The organism is Rhodoblastus acidophilus (assembly GCF_025961575.1).
In the GTDB taxonomy this organism is placed as follows: Bacteria; Pseudomonadota; Alphaproteobacteria; order Rhizobiales; family Beijerinckiaceae; genus Rhodoblastus; species Rhodoblastus acidophilus_C.
In genome coordinates this window covers 88,835-104,500 of the sequence record NZ_JAOQNX010000005.1, presented here as the reverse complement: position 1 = coordinate 104,500, position 15,666 = coordinate 88,835, and the positions used below count along the sequence as shown (strand labels likewise).

The window sequence follows — 15,666 nt, the reverse complement described above, 5'->3', positions numbered from 1 at the left end:
CGTTGAGCGCATTTTTTGCGCGCCCTTGCGCGATTTAGCGCAACAAGAGAATTAAATTCCTTATCGTGACGTGGGGCAATTATCCTTTGGGAACAAGCGCTGCCGCGACAGCGTTTTGATTTTCCCTGTTGCAAAATCGCTACAATAAAGATGCAAATTAGGAGACGATCCCAAAATGTTAGGGAATTTTTCCCGAACTCTATTCGCCTCCTAAGCTTGGCCGCTCCCGGCTAACCCTCAACTATTCTCGACAAGGCGCTTGTCCCTTGGCGGCGCAGCGCAGGATTGCGGAATCCAGGCCTCGACGCGGCAGCCGCCCAGCGCGCCGCGCGCGATCTCGACGCGGCCGCCCAAGCCGCGCGCGCGCTCGCGCATGCCGGCGAGACCCAAGCCCTCCGCCCGGTCCGCGGCCAGCCCGGCGCCGTCATCCTCGACCCGCACGCGCAGCGTGTCCGCATCATCCCGCGACACCGCGATTTCGACATTGCGAGCGCCCGAATGTTTGAAGACATTGGTCAGGGCTTCCTGGACCAGCCGATAGACAACAAGCCTTTGCCGGGAATCCGCGAGTTCGAAATCCTCGGGCAGATTGAGCGCGAGCCGCACCTCCGGCTGGGTTTCGCGCCAGCCGTCGACGAGGCTGCGCAACGCCGGCCCGACGCCGAGATCGTCGAGCGCCGGCGGGCGCAGGCGCCGCAGGATGCGGCGGTTGGTCTCCTGCAAGGCCTCGACCTGGCCGCAGATCGCGGCGGCGCGGGGCGCGAGCGCCGGCTCCCTGTCCACGGCCGCGCGCAATAGCGCGGCATTGGCGCGCAGGGCGAACAGATGCGGGCCGATCTCATCGTGCAACTCATGGGCGATGGCTTTGCGCTCCTCCTCCTGCGCCGTCATCAGCCGTTCGATCAGGTCGCGATTGTCGCGCGACAGGCGGTCGAGCGCCTCGGCCAAGGCGTTGAGCTTGGCGCAGAGGTCGAGAAATTCCGGCGATCCCCGCGCTTCCGCGCGGACGGAATAATCGCCGTCCTTCAACTGGCCGAGCGCCCGGCCATAGGCTTGCAGCGGCGCCAGCGTGCGCGCGACGATCCGGCTCGCGCCGAACAAGGCGGCGAGCGCGATCAGCCCGCCGGTGAGGGCGAGGGTCTTGACGTCCTGCCAAACCTCGTTGACCTCGTCGGCGGGATCGCCGGCGATGACGAAATCGCCGAGGCGCCGGCCGTCGCGCATGGCCGGAAGCACGACCACGCTCGGCCTCGCGCCGACCAGCGCGTAAAACCATTCGGGCGCGGCGAGGCGGCTGGCGTCCGGGGTCGCCATGCGCGCCGCCAGGGCCGCGCGGGGATCGGAGGAAAACGTCACCCTGATGTGGCGCAACTCCGTCAGATTGGCCGCGACAGCCCCGAGCTTTTTCTCCGCGGTCTCGTCGTCGGGCAGGTTGGCGAGGCTCGAAGTGATGAAGTCCCGGGTGATGCGCGTCATGCTTTCGCTCTCGATGCGCACGCGCGACCCCGCGCCCACCACCATGCGCGCCACATCGGCGGCGAGGCCGAGAAACAGCAGCGCGCCGATGAGCAGGTCGATCCGGAGCTTAAGCGACATTTTCATTTGGCGCAGGCGCTAAGGTCCTTTTCGTCGATGCTGACGATGGCGCTGGCTTCGATGTTCAAGGCCGACAGACGGCAGGTCCGGCCATCCTTCAAGGTCAAAGTGGCGTCATAGACGCCGGGTTGGAGTTTGGGCAGTTTCAGCCGTTCATCGACCTCGATGGTCTTGTCTTGGTCTTCGAGCGTCAGGTTCGGGCCGAAATCCTTGGTCCCGGCCTTGGCGAGACGGAAGTCGGTGATCGTGCTGGCGGTGAGGTTCCAGATGCGGATCGGCTTTGCGGTTTCCGCCAAAACCCCGTTCGCCCCCAGAACCGCAAACATGATGAGCGTGCGCGCGACCTTGAATTTCATAGAGTCCTCCCTGTTTTAGCGCGGAGCTTAAATCAATCTTCGTCGCCCTGCTCGACAAAACGGCGCAGCAGCCAGGAGGCGGCGGGACCGGGCGGCGCGTCGCGGCGGTGGATCGCGTAAAGCGGGTAGAGATGGACGGGATCGTCCGGCATGGCCAGCCGGATCAGCGCGCCGGTTTCGAGATCGCCCTTCACCATCTCTTCCGGCATATTGCCCCAACCGATGCCCTCGCGCAGAAGGGCGTGCTTGGCGCTGAGATCGGCGAGCCTCCAGGTGCGCGGGCTGGTCACGGCGAAATCGCGGCCCTCGGAGAGCGGCGAACGGTCGCTCAACACCAGCTGGATGTGGTCGCGCGCCGCGCCGGGCGCCAGCGCATCCGCGCGCGCCAGGGGATGGTCGGGCGCGGCCACGGGAATCATACGCACGCGACCCGCCGCGATGCGGGCCATCTCTTCGCATTCCACCGCCAGCGGGCCGCTGACGCCGAGCATGGCGCGGCGCTCCAGCACCAGCCCGCTCACCGCGCCGAGCGCCTCGACCGACAGGCGCAGCGACACCGTGGGAAAGGCCTCGCGAAACGCCCTCAGCGCCGCGCCGAGCCGGGTCGCGGGAAGCATCACATCCACGGCGAGGCGCACCTCCGCCTCGAGGCCGCCGAGCAGTCCGCGCACTTTCGCCCGCAAGCCGTCGACGCCGTCGCGAACGGCGCGCGCCTCCGCCAGCACCGCCTCGCCGGCCTCGGTCAGGCGCGGACGCCGGGTGGCGTCGCGTTCGAACAGGGTGACGCCGAGCTGCGCCTCGAGATTGTCGATTCCATAGGAGATCACCGAGGTCGCGCGGTTGAGCCTGCGGCCGGCGGCGGCGAAGCTGCCGCTCTCGACCACGGTGAGGAAGATCTGGAGCTGGTCGAAAGTGGGCAGGCCGCGTTCGGTCATTTCAGCTTCCTCGAAAAGTGTCTCTGAAATTATCCGACTTATCTGAACAGTTCAATGCGCCTACATAGGTCTCAACCTGGCGACGAACACGCCGCCACCCAAAGGAGTCCCCAGATGATTGACCTGCGCCCCTTCGATACGCTCGGCGCCGCCGACCATGGCTGGCTCGACGCCCGCCACCATTTCTCCTTCTCCCACTATCACGACCCCGCGCGGATGGGCTGGGGCGCGCTGCGCGTGTGGAACGACGACACGATCGCGCCGGGCGGCGGCTTTCCGACCCATCCGCACCGCGACATGGAAATCGTCACCTATGTGCGCAGCGGCGCGATCACCCATCGCGACAGCCTGGGCAATCTCGGCCGCACCGAAGCCGGCGACGTGCAGATCATGTCGGCGGGATCGGGCATCGCCCATTCCGAATTCAATCTGGAGCGCGAGCCGACCACTCTGTTCCAGATCTGGATTCACCCGACCCGGAGCGGCGGCGCCCCGCACTGGGGCGCCCGGCCCTTCCCGAAACAGGACCGCGCCGGACGCTTCATCGTGCTCGCCTCCGGTTTTGGCGACGCCGACGCGCTGCCGATCCGCACTGACGCCCGCGTCGCCGGCGCGACGCTGCGGGCGGGCGAAACGGTCGATTACGCCCTCGGCCGGGAGCGCCACGCCTATCTCGTGCCCGCACGCGGCGCGGTCGAGATCGAGGGCGTGCGCGTCAACGCCCGCGACGGCGCCGCCATCCGCGATGTCGAGACCTTGACGGTCAAGGCGCTGGAGGACAGCGAGCTCGTTCTCGTCGACGCCGCCTAGCAAGCTGACGCCAAGGAGCGTCAGCGCGGAAGCCGAGAGCGCGTTTTCAGCGAACGCGCTCTTGACCAAACGGCTCTGCGCACAGCGCAGGGCCGCCATGCGCCCCGGGATTAGGCGATCCTTAAGCAATTCCACAGTTTATACAATTTACGCGTGTTCTGCGCATTTCCTCAATCCTTGCGCGAGATATTTCATGACGATCACGAGCCGGATTCTGGCGCTGGTGCTGATGTTGGGGCTGGCGATCGCCGCCTCGGTCAGCCTGGGCGTCTATGCGCTGCAAAAACAGAACGCCTATGCCGACGAACTCGACGCCCTCGCCCAGCGCGCCTTCCACGCCGAACAGATCAACCGCGCCATCGCGGCGGTGACGGGATCGAACCGCGGCGCGATCATCGCCCGCACCCAGGCCGAACGCGACGATTATCGCAAGGAAATGGCCGGCAATATCAAGGCGCTCGAAGGATATGTCGACGCCTGGAGCCGGCTTGTTCCCGCCGGGGAAGCCGCCCGGTTCGACGCCTTCAAGACGGAAGTCGCCGGCTTCGTCAAGCAAAGGCTGGCGTTGCAGGAGCTCGCGGCCAGCGCCGGCGCCGAGGAAGGCATGCGGGGGCTGAAGTCGCCGGAGGTGCGCGAGCAGCGGCTCGCCCTGCAAAAAACCATGTCCGACAATATCGACGCCGTGACCGCCAGATTGGCGACGCTGCGCACGGAAAAAGACCAGTTTTCGCGCATGACCATGATCGTCATGGTGGCCGCTTCGCTGGCGGCGCTGGGCCTCGCCGTGACTTTGGCCCTGTGGTTCGGCGCGGCGAAAATCGCGCGTCCGCTGCAACAGGTGACCCGCGCGCTCCAGGACATGGCGGCGGGAAATCTCGACGAAATTCCGGAACAGAGGACCGTCGGCGGCGAGATTGGCGCGCTCTGGGACACCACCCGCCATTTTCAACATCAATTGCGCGAGGCCGAAGGTTTGCGGGCGCAAAACGCCTGCGCCGAGAGCGAGCGGGCGGCGCATCGCCAGCAGGTGATGGCGGAAATCGTCGGCGAGTTCCAGGCCTCGGTTGGCGGCGTCATGGCCGGCGTCGCCGCCGCGGCGCAGGAGTTGCGCGCCTGCGCTGAAACCGTCACCCGGTCGGCCGACGAGACCTCGCTCCAGATCGCCGCCGTGGCGAGCGCGTCCGACGAAACCTCGGTCAATGTGCGCGCCGTGGCGAGCGCGGCAGAGGAATTGAGCGCCTCGGTCGGCGAAATCGGCCAAAGCGTCGCCGGCTCGGCGCGGATGGCGTCGGACTCCGAAGCAAGCGCGCTGGATACGGCGGCCAAGGTGCGACGACTCGCGGAGGCCGCCCAAAGGATCGGCGACATTGTCGGGCTGATCACCTCGATCGCCGAACAGACCAATCTGCTGGCGCTGAACGCGACGATCGAAGCCGCGCGCGCCGGCGAGGCCGGCAAGGGTTTTGCCGTCGTGGCGCAGGAGGTCAAGACGCTCGCCGCCCAGACGGCGCGGGCGACGAGCGAAATCGCGCACCAGATCCGGGAGATCCAGGACTCGACGTCGGAATCCTCGCAGGCGATCGGCGGCATCAATGCGCTGATCCACGATCTCAACGCCTGCTTCGGCGCGATCGCCTCGTCCGTCCAGCAGCAGGACGAGGCGGCGCACGACATTGCCGTGAACGTGACGGCTGCGGCGCGCGGGGCCGAAACGGTGTCCTCCGCGATCACCAAGGTGACGGCTCACGCCCGACAGTCGCGCGACGCCTCGACCCATGTCCGCGACGCCGCCAAAACCCTGTCCGAGCGCAATGAGGAGTTGAACCGGGCGCTCGACAAATTCCTGAAGACCATGCTCGCCGCCTGAGCGGCGCCGCCGCCTATCCCGCGAGGCGCCCATCGGACGCCTGCGCATCCCCCTCCCGGGCGCGCAGCACGCTTTGCAAAAAGCCCAGGGTCAAGTCGCCGCTCATGCGCGCGGGTTCGTAGCCGGTCTCCCTGGCGAAAGCCTCGAACCTCGCCTCGAGAGCGGGCCCGCCGACGAAGGCCATCGACCAGTGAGGGAAGGCGCGCTCTGCAACCGGACCGAAGCTCACCAAAGCCACGCCGCCATGGCGCTCGTCGCGCTTGATCTTCTGGAACAGACGCTCGACTTCGGCGCGCGGTCCCTCGAGCACTTGAACGAAACAGCGGGCGGTGAACATCAGGGCGCCGGTGACGCCGACATCGAGGTTGTTGCGCCGGGAAGCAGCAAGAATCGCCCGCAGCGCGCCATCAAGATCGTCGTCCGCCCCCACCATGCGGCTGGAGCTGTGATAGATGAGGCGATAAAGCGGGTCGGTCATGGCGATCTCTTTCACAACTCAAGATTGCAAATCTCGCAGGGGAGTCCTGAAAATTTGGTAATCGCGCGCAACGCCCGTCCGGTCGCGTTTGGCTGCGGCGACCCGCGAGCTCTGGCGAATTCCACCAAAGACGAAGGCGCCGCAGGCGCGCTGTCACAGGTTTTTCAGTCGCGGTCGCAAAAATTTTGGGCTAGAACTCCGGCGTCAATTGGCGGGGTTGTCTAGACGGCCGTTGAGAGGGAGCGCTTCGAGCGCAATGAACATGACAAAAATCGTTACTGAGGGAGCGGCCACGTCCAATCCCAAACTGCTGGCCTGGGTCGACGAAATGGTCGCCCTGTGCAAGCCCGCGCGCGTGCATTGGTGCGACGGGTCCCAGGCCGAATATGACAGCCTCTGCCAGCAGATGGTCGAAGCCGGAACCTTCACCAAGCTGAACGAAAAGCTGCGCCCCAACAGCTACCTGTGCCGCTCCGATCCCGCCGACGTCGCCCGCGTCGAGGACCGCACCTTCATCTGCTCGAAGAGCAAGGGCGACGCCGGTCCGACCAACAATTGGATGGACCCGCGCGAGATGAAGGCGACCCTGACCGCGCTTTACGACGGCTGCATGGCGGGTCGCACCATGTATATCGTGCCGTTCAGCATGGGGCCGCTCGGCAGCCACATCGCCCAGATCGGCGTCGAAATCACCGACAGCCCCTATGTCGCCGTCAGCATGCGCATCATGACCCGCATGGGCCAGAAGGTGCTGGACGTGCTCGGCAATCGCGAGGATTTCGTCCCCTGCATGCATTCGGTCGGCAAGCCGCTCGCCCCCGGCGAGAAGGACGTGGCCTGGCCGTGCAACCCCAAGAACATCTACATCGCCCACTTCCCCGACGACCGGGCGATCTGGTCCTACGGCTCGGGCTACGGCGGCAACGCGCTGCTGGGCAAAAAATGCCTGGCGCTGCGCATCGCCTCGGTGATGGCGCGCGACGAGGGCTGGCTCGCAGAGCACATGCTGATCGTCGGCGTCGAAAACCCCGAGGGCGAGAAGACCTATGTCGCGGCCGCCTTCCCCTCCGCCTGCGGCAAGACCAATTTCGCCATGATGCAGCCGCCGGCCGGTTTTGAAGGCTGGAAGGTCTGGACGGTCGGCGACGACATCGCCTGGATCAAGCCCGGCGCGGATGGAAAACTCTACGCCATCAACCCGGAGGCGGGCCTGTTCGGCGTCGCGCCCGGCACCGGCGCCAAGACCAACGCCAACGCCATCGCCGCCTGCCGCGCCAACTCGATCTTCACCAATGTCGGCCTGACCGACGACGGCGACATCTGGTGGGAAGGTTTGACGGACGAGAAGCCGAAGCACCTGATCGACTGGAAGGGTCGCGACTGGACGCCCGAATCCGGCGAACTCGCCGCCCACCCGAACGCCCGCTTCACCGCGCCGATGGCGCAGTGCCCGTCGGTCGACCCGGACTGGGAAAATCCCGATGGCGTGCCGATCTCGGCCTTCATCTTCGGCGGCCGCGTCTCCAAGGACATGCCGCTGGTGTTCCAGGCCTTCAACTGGTCGCACGGCGTCTATCTCGCGGCCACCATGGGCTCGGAAGCGACCGCCGCGGCGGTCAACCAGGCCGCCATGCGCCGCGATCCCTTCGCCATGCTGCCGTTCTGCGGCTACAACATGGCCGATTACTTCAACCATTGGCTGTCGATCGGCCGCAAATTGTCGAACCCGCCGCGCATCTATCGCGTCAACTGGTTCCGCAAGGACGAGAACGGCAAGTTCATGTGGCCGGGCTTCGGCGACAACATGCGCGTGCTCAAATGGGTGGTCGATCGCGCCCATGGCCGCGGCTATGGCGTGGAAAGCCCACTCGGCTTCATGCCGCGCCACGAAGACATCGACTGGAACAAGCTCGATTTCCCCGCGGAGAAATTCTACGAGCTGATGAAGGTCGATCGCGACGCCGGCACGGTGGAAGCGCGCGCCCATGAGGTGCATTTCGAGAAATTCTTCGACCGCCTGCCGAAGGAATTCGTCTACGAGCGCGAATTGCTGAAGTCGCGCCTGTGGCGCTCTCCCGATGTCTGGGAGCTCAGCCCCTCCGAGTAAATTTTTGGAACCCGAGCGGCGCGCCGCTCGGGTTTTTCTTTTGAGGCCCGGGCTCGAGACGGCCCGGCGCCTTTCTTTATTAAGTAGGATCGGTCACGCCGCCGGCTGGGGCGGAACCGCGGCCTGCTTCTGGCTCAGGGCGTCGCGCAGCTGCTGCTCCTTTTCATGGTCGAACGAGGTGCGCAGCACCACGCCGCCCATGCCCTTGATGCCGTCCAAAACCTTGTCGGCGGTCATCTTGCGGATCAGGACGAACAGCACGGCGTTGCCCGGCTGCGTGGATTCCGCCAGATCCTTCATGAACTTGTCGTCGATGCCGAAATCCGACAGCGAGCCGCCGAGCGCGCCCGTGGCCGCGCCGATCGCGGCGCCGGCGAAGGGCATGAGGAACAGAGTGCCGATCAGCATGCCCCAGAACCCGCCGGACACCGCGCCGACCGCCGTGGTGCTGAACAGCTGGTTCAATTTCACGTGGCCGTCGGCGCCCTTGACGGCGATGACGGCGTCGCCGATCTCGATCAGATATTCCTTCTGCATTTCGAACAGGCGGGCGCGCACCGCTTCGGCGTCCTGCTCCTTGGGATAGACAATGGCGATAAGGTCGGACATCACGAGCTCCCCGGAAAAATTCGAAATATGACTGCGGCCTCGATCCGGCTTGAACCGGCGCGACGGCTGCGCTTCACATGGGAACGGGGGGCGGCCGCGTCAATCCGGCGGGTCAGGCGGGTCCTGCGAGGAAGGCGACGAATTTCAGGATCTCGGCGCGCAAGGTCTTGTCCTTGACCTTGGAAAAATGCTCGAGCAGTTCGATCACCTCGAAAATGTCGCCGACGCCCTCCTCCGGCCCTTCCGGCTGTTCCGGCGGGGCGTCGCGCACGATCTTGGCCGGGTTCGGATCGAAAAAAGCGTGCAGGGACACGTTGAGCGCGTCCGCGGCGGCGCGCAGGGCGCGGGGCGGAATGCGCTCCAGGCCGTTCTCATAATTTTCGAGCGTTGCGACATCGACATTGAGCGCCGCGCTCAGGGTCGCCAAGTCGTACCCCTTCGCCACCCGATAGATGCGCAATCGTCGACCGACGATGGAATCTGTTGCCGATATCTGCATGTCGACGTCCGCCATGGGGAAACGGTCAAACAAAGGTTGGAAAAGAAACGGCAGTTTAACAGAGCCGCAAACCATATTACCATGGGGAAACACAATTTTTTCTCATGCAATTGCTGCGCGAAAGTGGCGCAGCGCGTTTCTCCCTTCTGCCGGAACGAGCCTCGTGACTCCATGACCCCATCGGCGCGAATCCTCTTCCTCGCCTTTGTTCTCGCCGCCGGTCCGACCGCGGCGGCGGAAGACATCGCGGCGACTCTCGGCCGGATCGCCCTGCCCCCGGGCTTTGGCATCAAACTCTTCGCGCTGGCGCCCGGCGCCCGCGCCATGGCGGTTGCGCCTGACGGGCGGGACGTGATCGTCGGAACCATGGACGACGCCGTCTATCGCATTCCGCTGTCCGGACCAGAGGCCGGTCACGCCCGTCGCTTCGCGCCCGGCGTGACGTTTAAGGCGCCGAACGGTCCCTGCTTCGCCCCGGACGGCGCGCTATATATCTCCGAATTCAACCGCATCCGCCGTTTCGCGCCCAGCGCGGGAGGGTGGGACGAGACGCGCCCGCAAGACGTGGTTCCGGAGGGCGGCCTGCAACCGGCCGGCGAAAAGAGCCTCATCCACGCGGCGCGCGTGTGCCGGTTCGGACCGGACGGAAAGCTCTATGTCGCCATCGGCCAGCCCACCAACGTTCCCAAGCCGTCGCGCGAAGAGTTCCACGAAAAATGGGGTCTGGGCGCGATCTGGCGGATGAACGCCGACGGGTCCGGGCGGGAGATTTTCGCCCGGGGCATTCGCAACAGCGTCGGCCTCGACTTCGACCCCGCCGATGGCGCGCTGTGGTTCACCGACAACCAGGTGGACAGCATGGGCGACGACATTCCGCCGGGCGAACTCAACCGGGCGCCGAAACCGGGCTTACACTTCGGCTTTCCCTGGTACGGCGGCGGCCACATCCGCACCCGCCAATGGGAGAATTCGACGCCGCCGCCGGACGTCGTCTTTCCGGAAGTGGAGGAAGTGGCGCATGCCGCCGACCTCGGCATGATTTTTTATCGCGGCGGCAAATTTCCGGCGCAGTGGCGGGGGATTTTTTCCGCGCAGCACGGGTCTTGGGACCGCAGCGTCCCCGTGGGCGCGCGGGTGATGTTCACGCCGATCAAAGAGGGCAAGGCCGAAAACTCCATCCCCTTTGCGGAAGGGTGGAACACCGGACGCGGCCCCTATCTCGGCCGCCCCGTCGATGTCGCGCAGACGCCCGACGGGGATTTGCTGGTGTCCGACGACCAGAACGGAGCGGTTTACAGGATTTCGTATGAAGGTGAGCGATCAACTCCCTCGCCCCGCTTGCGGGGAGAGGGCGGGGGGTGAGGGGCTGGGGCGTTGGCTTTAATGTCGTCAGGAAACCTCGAAACACAGGCTTTCCTGACGACGTCGAGGATGGCGCCCCTGCCCCTCACCCCAACCCTCTCCCCGCCATGGCGGGGAGAGGGAGACGCGCCGTCAGAATGGCAGGTTGAAAACCCTGTTCGGCATGAATTCGCCGCCCTCGACCAGACCCGAGGCGACCGGAACGCCTGAGCACACCGCATAGGCCGGCCCCTCCGCAGGCGCGTCGCGACCGCGCAGAATCACCGATTGGCCCCGGCGAATGCGCGCCGCGCCATTGCGGTCGAGGACGATGCAGGGCAGTTCGGACAGGCCAGCCTCGACGGACAGCATGTCCTCGTGCGCATGTTCCGGCGCGTCAAGCAGCGACGCCAGCGGCGCGGAATCGGCTTCGAAGAAGGGGCCGACGCGGGTGCGCCGCAGCGCCACCACATGACCGAAACAGCCGAGCGCCCGGCCGAGGTCGCGGGCGATGGCGCGCACATAGGTCCCCTTGCCGCATTCGGCTTCGAGCACGGCATGGTCGCGGTCGCCATCGACGAGGCGCAGGCTGTGGATCGTCACCGGGCGCGGCGCGATATCCACCTTCTCGCCGTCGCGGGCGAGGTCATAGGCGCGCTCGCCATTGATTTTGATGGCGGAATAGGCGGGCGGGACCTGCATGATCTCGCCGGTGAACCCGGGCAGCAGGCGTTCGATGTCGGCGGTCTCGGGCCGCAGGTCGCTCGTTTGCGTCGCCTGGCCCTCGGCGTCGTCGGAATCGGTTTCGATCCCCCAGCGCACGGTGAACCGATAGGCTTTTTCGCCGTCCTGGACAAAGGGCACGGTCTTGGTGGCCTCGCCGAAGGCGACCGGCAGAATGCCCGAAGCCAGCGGATCCAGCGTGCCGGCATGGCCCGCCTTTTTGGCGTTGAACAGCCATTTGAGCTTGGACACGGCCTGGGTGGAGGTCAGGCCGACCGGCTTGTCGAGGATGACCCAGCCGTTGACCTCGACGCGCTTCGAACGCGGCGCGCTCATTCGCCGCCCTCCTCGTCTCTGGGGGGCGCCAGATCCTGCGCCACCTTGGGCGAATGCAGCAGCGCGTCGATGCGTTCGGCGTTGTCGAAACTCTCATCGACCCGGAAACGGATGTCCGGCGCATATTTGAGATTGACCTGGTGCGCGATCTCGCCCCGCAAAAATTTCTTGTGGCGGTCGAGCACGCCGACGATCGTGTCGCGGCCCTGGCCGCCCATCGGCAGGACATAAATGGTCGCGAGCTTCAGATCGGGACTCATCTTGACCGAAGGCACGGTCACGACAATGCCGTCGAGATCGGGATCGTTGATTTCGCCGCGCGAAAGAAGTTGCGCCACGGCGTGGCGGATCAGTTCGGCGACGCGCAGCATGCGCTGGCTCGGTTCGCCGCCCTTTTGATGGACCCTGGACATTGTTCGCCTCATTGAAAGGCCGCGCGGCGCGGCGACCGTTTTGCGCGTAGGCGCGGCACGGCGGCGCGCGAAGGCCGCTGCCGTGCATTCAACGCCCAACCGGCTTGCGCGGGGGCGCCGCCCTCTTCATCGCATGACTTTTGGGATCATGCGCTGCGGGACGGCGCGATCATCAAAGCGTGCGCTTGATCTCTTCGACGCGGTAGCACTCGATCACATCGCCTGGACGCATGTCCTGGTAGTTCTCGAAGGCCATGCCGCATTCCTGGCCCGGCTGCACCACGGACACTTCGTCCTTGAAGCGCTTGAGGGTCGAGAGCTTGCCTTCGTGCACCACGACATTGTCGCGGATCAGGCGAACGTGCTGGCCGCGCTCCATCGTGCCGTCGGTGACGCGGCAGCCCGCGACCTTGCCGACCTTGGTAATGGTGAACACTTCCAGGATCGACGCATTGCCGAGCATGGTCTCGCGCAGCGTGGGCGCGAGCAGGCCGGACATCGCCGCCTTGATGTCATCCACGAGGTTGTAGATGATGTTGTAGTAGCGGATTTCGATGCCGAGCCGCTCGGAGGCCTCGCGGGCCTCCTTGTGGGCGCGGACATTGAAGCCGATGACCACGGCGTTCGACGCCTCGGCCAGGGTGATGTCGGATTCGGTGATGCCGCCGACGCCGGCGTGCAGGATGCGCGCCGCGACTTCGTCGGTGCCGAGTTTCTCCAGCGCCGCCGCAATGGCTTCGACCGAACCCTGCACGTCGCCCTTGATGACCAGCGGCACTTCCTTGCGGCCGGCGGTCGCCTTGAGCTGGCTCATCATGTCGACCAGCGAGGAGCGGGCGCCCGTTCCGCGCACCGCCGCCTGCTCGCGCTTCTGGCGGTCGCGATATTCGGTGATTTCGCGGGCGCGGGCTTCGGATTCGACCACCGCAACGCGGTCGCCCGCTTCCGGGGCGCCGTTGAAGCCGAGCACCTCGGCCGGGAACGACGGACCGGCATGAACGCAATTCGCCCCCTGGTCGTCGATCAGCGCGCGCACGCGGCCCCATTGCGAGCCGGCGACGATGATGTTGCCGACCGACAGCGTTCCGCGTTGCACGAGAACCGTCGCGACCGGGCCGCGGCCGCGGTCGAGGCGGGCCTCGATGACCGTGCCTTCAGCGGCGCGCTCGGGATTGGCCTTGAGATCCAGAACTTCGGCCTGGAGGGTGATGGCCTCCAGCAGCTTGTCGAGATTCAGCTTCTGCTTGGCGGAGACTTCGACTTCGAGCGTGTCGCCGCCGAGGCTTTCGACCTGCACCTCATATTGCAGCAGCTCGGTGCGCACGCGCTCCGGCTTGGCGTCGGGCTTGTCGATCTTGTTGATGGCGACGATCAGCGGCACGCCCGCCGCCTTCGCGTGGCTGATGGCCTCCACCGTCTGCGGCATGACGCCGTCATCGGCCGCCACGACCAGCACGACAATGTCGGTGACCTTGGCGCCGCGGGCGCGCATCGCCGTGAAGGCGGCGTGGCCGGGGGTGTCGATGAAGGTGATTTTTCCGCCCAGCGGCGAGGTCACCTGATAGGCGCCGATGTGCTGGGTGATGCCGCCGGCTTCGCCCGAGACCACATTGGCCTGGCGAATGGCGTCGAGCAGCGAGGTCTTGCCGTGGTCGACGTGGCCCATGATGGTGACGACCGGCGGACGCGACTCCAGCGCCTCCTCGGCGTCGGGCATGTCGAACAGGCCCTCTTCCACGTCGGATTCGGCGACGCGCTTGACGGTGTGGCCCAGTTCGGTGGCGATCAGCTCGGCGGTGTCAGCGTCGATCACGTCGGTGATCTTGTGCATCTGACCCTGGCGCATCAGCAGCTTGATCACATCCACGCCGCGTTCCGACATGCGGTTGGCGAGTTCCTGGATGGTGATGGTTTCCGGCAGGACGACTTCTCGGGACAAGCGCTCTTTCTGCTCCACCACGCCCTTCATGCGCTGGGTGCGGCGGCGGAAGGCCGCGACCGAGCGTGTGCGCTCCTCGCCATCGGCGCTGGCGGTGGCGCTGGTGACGGTGAGGCGGCCGCGCTGCTTTTCCGCGCCGCGCGTCGGTTTCGGCGCGGGAACGGCAAGCTTGGGCGCGCTCATCGGCCGCAGCGGGCGCGGCGTCAGCGACGCCGGAGCGGCGGCGGTCGTCTGCGCCGGCGCCGCAGAGGCGGCGGCCGGCTGCGCGGCCGGGGTCGCCGCCGGCGTGGGCGCGGGCGGCGGCTTCGGCGTGTTGAACACGATCTGTTGGGGACGGCTGCCCTTGGTCGGGGCGAAGGTGACCGTCGGCTCCTTCTCCGGCTGCGGCGCGGGCGCCGGGGCGCCGGCGGGCTGCAGGCGGCGACGGGCTTCGTCCTCGGCGCGGCGCTTGGCCTCGGCCTCGCGGGCGAGACGGGTCTCCTCCTCGCGCTTGCGCGCCTCGGCGGCCTCGCGCTCAGCCTTTTCGCGGCTCTCGCGCTCGGCGCGGGCCTTGGCGTCGGCCTCCTGGCGGCGGCGATCCTCCTCCTCGCGCTGGCGCGCGTCGGTCAGCGCGCGGGCGCGGGCGTCGCGCTCGTCGTCGGTGAGGGTGCGCAGCACCACGCCGGTCTGCGGACGCGGCGAGGTCGGCTTTTGCGGGCTGCGCGCGGCGGGGGCCGGAGCGGCGGGAGGAGCGGCCGATGGGGTTGGCGCGGCGGGAGCGGCGGGCGCGGGCGCCTTGGGAGCCTCGTGCGGGCGGCGCTTCACGTGCTCGACGACGACCGTCTTCGTCCGGCCGTGCGAAAAGCTCTGCCGGACCGTGCCCTGTTCGGGCGGGCGCTTCAGCGACAGCGTCTTGCTCGCAGGTTTTTCGCCGGAATTGTTGGTGTCGTTCATATCGTTCGTGCGTCCCAAGAGCTAATATCCCCGGCGGCGTCGGTCTCATCCGCCATCAAAATTTCCCCGCCTGCGGGGCCGTCCGCTTTTTCGTCGCCGCGATATACCGCAAGTCTGCGGCAGGAGGCGAGCAAAACCTTCGTCGCCGCGCCATTTCCCAACGCGGCGTGCACCACATGGTCGCGGCCAAGCGCCGCGCCGATCTCGTCGTTCGAGAACAGGCCGATCTCCGGCTTGCCCTCGGGGCCGTATCTCCGGCGCAAGGCCTGGCCCAACTTGCGCTTGCCGTCCGCGGCGCCGTCGCGCGCATGAACGAGCGCGCCGACGTCTCCGGCTTCGATCGCCTTCTCCACCTTGACGAAGCCGGTGGTCACCAGCCCCGCCTTGTTGGCCAGCGACAGCGCCTGCAAGGCGTCGCGCCGCAACAACTCCTCCACCAGCTCCGGCAAATCCGGCGCCGCCACGGCCTTGTCCTTCAGGCCGCGGGAAAAAACCTGCTTCTTCACCGCCTGTGCGACGCGTTGTCGCGACAGGCCGACCCAGACGCCGCGGCCGGGCAGCTTGCGCTTGATGTCGGGCGTGACCTGATGGTCGGGCCCGAGCACAAAACGCAGCATCGCCTCCGGCGTTGCCTTCTCGCGCGTGACGGCGCACGTGCGTTCCGGCCCGCGCTCCTCGTCGTCCGCTTCGAAAATTTCGCCGCGCCGCTTCGCCAATCCCTACC

General features: G+C 66.6%; 14 protein-coding genes. 4 read left to right on the top strand and 10 right to left on the bottom strand.

The features are described from left to right. Positions 1–237: 237 nt before the first annotated feature. The 3 genes from M2320_RS05035 to M2320_RS05025 are packed head-to-tail and all read right to left on the bottom strand — an operon-like array spanning position 238 to position 2,887. Positions 238–1,596, bottom strand: a complete 1,359-nt coding sequence (locus tag M2320_RS05035; RefSeq protein WP_264596327.1) for an ATP-binding protein — start codon at positions 1,594–1,596, stop codon at positions 238–240. Between the two features lie 2 nt (positions 1,597–1,598). Then, a complete protein-coding gene (locus M2320_RS05030; RefSeq protein WP_264596326.1) occupies positions 1,599–1,952 on the bottom strand; it encodes a hypothetical protein in 354 nt (117 codons plus the stop codon). Positions 1,953–1,984: 32 nt separating this feature from the next. Further along, positions 1,985–2,887, bottom strand: coding sequence for a LysR family transcriptional regulator (locus M2320_RS05025; RefSeq protein ID WP_264596325.1), 903 nt, complete (start codon positions 2,885–2,887; stop codon positions 1,985–1,987). A 114-nt stretch (positions 2,888–3,001) separates the two neighbouring features. Here M2320_RS05025 and M2320_RS05020 point away from each other — a divergent pair, with 114 nt between their 5' ends. Further along, entirely contained in the window at positions 3,002–3,697 is a 696-nt protein-coding gene (locus M2320_RS05020) for a pirin family protein (protein WP_264596324.1), read from the top strand. A gap of 193 nt (positions 3,698–3,890) precedes the next feature. Next, a complete protein-coding gene (locus M2320_RS05015; RefSeq protein ID WP_264596323.1) occupies positions 3,891–5,564 on the top strand; it encodes a methyl-accepting chemotaxis protein in 1,674 nt (557 codons plus the stop codon). A gap of 13 nt (positions 5,565–5,577) precedes the next feature. Here the strand turns inward: M2320_RS05015 and M2320_RS05010 are convergent, their stop codons facing one another. Then, positions 5,578–6,042: a BLUF domain-containing protein gene (locus tag M2320_RS05010; RefSeq protein ID WP_264596322.1), complete on the bottom strand. Its 465-nt coding sequence runs from the start codon at positions 6,040–6,042 to the stop codon at positions 5,578–5,580. Positions 6,043–6,304: 262 nt separating this feature from the next. Here M2320_RS05010 and M2320_RS05005 point away from each other — a divergent pair, with 262 nt between their 5' ends. After that, positions 6,305–8,149, top strand: coding sequence for a phosphoenolpyruvate carboxykinase (GTP) (locus tag M2320_RS05005; protein ID WP_210304557.1), 1,845 nt, complete (start codon positions 6,305–6,307; stop codon positions 8,147–8,149). A 93-nt stretch (positions 8,150–8,242) separates the two neighbouring features. Here the strand turns inward: M2320_RS05005 and M2320_RS05000 are convergent, their stop codons facing one another. Beyond that, entirely contained in the window at positions 8,243–8,758 is a 516-nt protein-coding gene (locus M2320_RS05000; RefSeq protein WP_264596321.1) for a DUF1269 domain-containing protein, read from the bottom strand. 112 nt (positions 8,759–8,870) lie between these two features. Further along, a complete protein-coding gene (locus tag M2320_RS04995; RefSeq protein WP_264596320.1) occupies positions 8,871–9,257 on the bottom strand; it encodes a helix-turn-helix domain-containing protein in 387 nt (128 codons plus the stop codon). Positions 9,258–9,428: 171 nt separating this feature from the next. Between M2320_RS04995 and M2320_RS04990 the strand changes: the two genes are divergently transcribed. Beyond that, positions 9,429–10,619, top strand: coding sequence for a PQQ-dependent sugar dehydrogenase (locus M2320_RS04990; protein WP_264596319.1), 1,191 nt, complete (start codon positions 9,429–9,431; stop codon positions 10,617–10,619). Positions 10,620–10,751: 132 nt separating this feature from the next. Here M2320_RS04990 and truB read toward each other — a convergent pair whose 3' ends face one another. The 4 genes from truB to M2320_RS04970 form a co-directional block, all read right to left on the bottom strand. Further along, complete coding sequence (truB, locus tag M2320_RS04985; protein ID WP_184429439.1) at positions 10,752–11,657, bottom strand: tRNA pseudouridine(55) synthase TruB; 906 nt, start codon at positions 11,655–11,657, stop codon at positions 10,752–10,754. Further along, the gene (rbfA, locus tag M2320_RS04980) at positions 11,654–12,070 is read right to left on the bottom strand and encodes a 30S ribosome-binding factor RbfA (RefSeq protein WP_184429440.1); all 417 of its coding nucleotides are present in this window, start codon (positions 12,068–12,070) and stop codon (positions 11,654–11,656) included. Before rbfA ends, truB begins: the two co-directional genes overlap by 4 nt. A 172-nt stretch (positions 12,071–12,242) precedes the next feature. Next, positions 12,243–14,942, bottom strand: coding sequence for a translation initiation factor IF-2 (gene infB, locus M2320_RS04975; RefSeq protein ID WP_264596389.1), 2,700 nt, complete (start codon positions 14,940–14,942; stop codon positions 12,243–12,245). Then, the gene (locus M2320_RS04970; RefSeq protein WP_264596318.1) at positions 14,939–15,658 is read right to left on the bottom strand and encodes an RNA-binding protein; all 720 of its coding nucleotides are present in this window, start codon (positions 15,656–15,658) and stop codon (positions 14,939–14,941) included. Before M2320_RS04970 ends, infB begins: the two co-directional genes overlap by 4 nt. Positions 15,659–15,666: the final 8 nt, after the last annotated feature.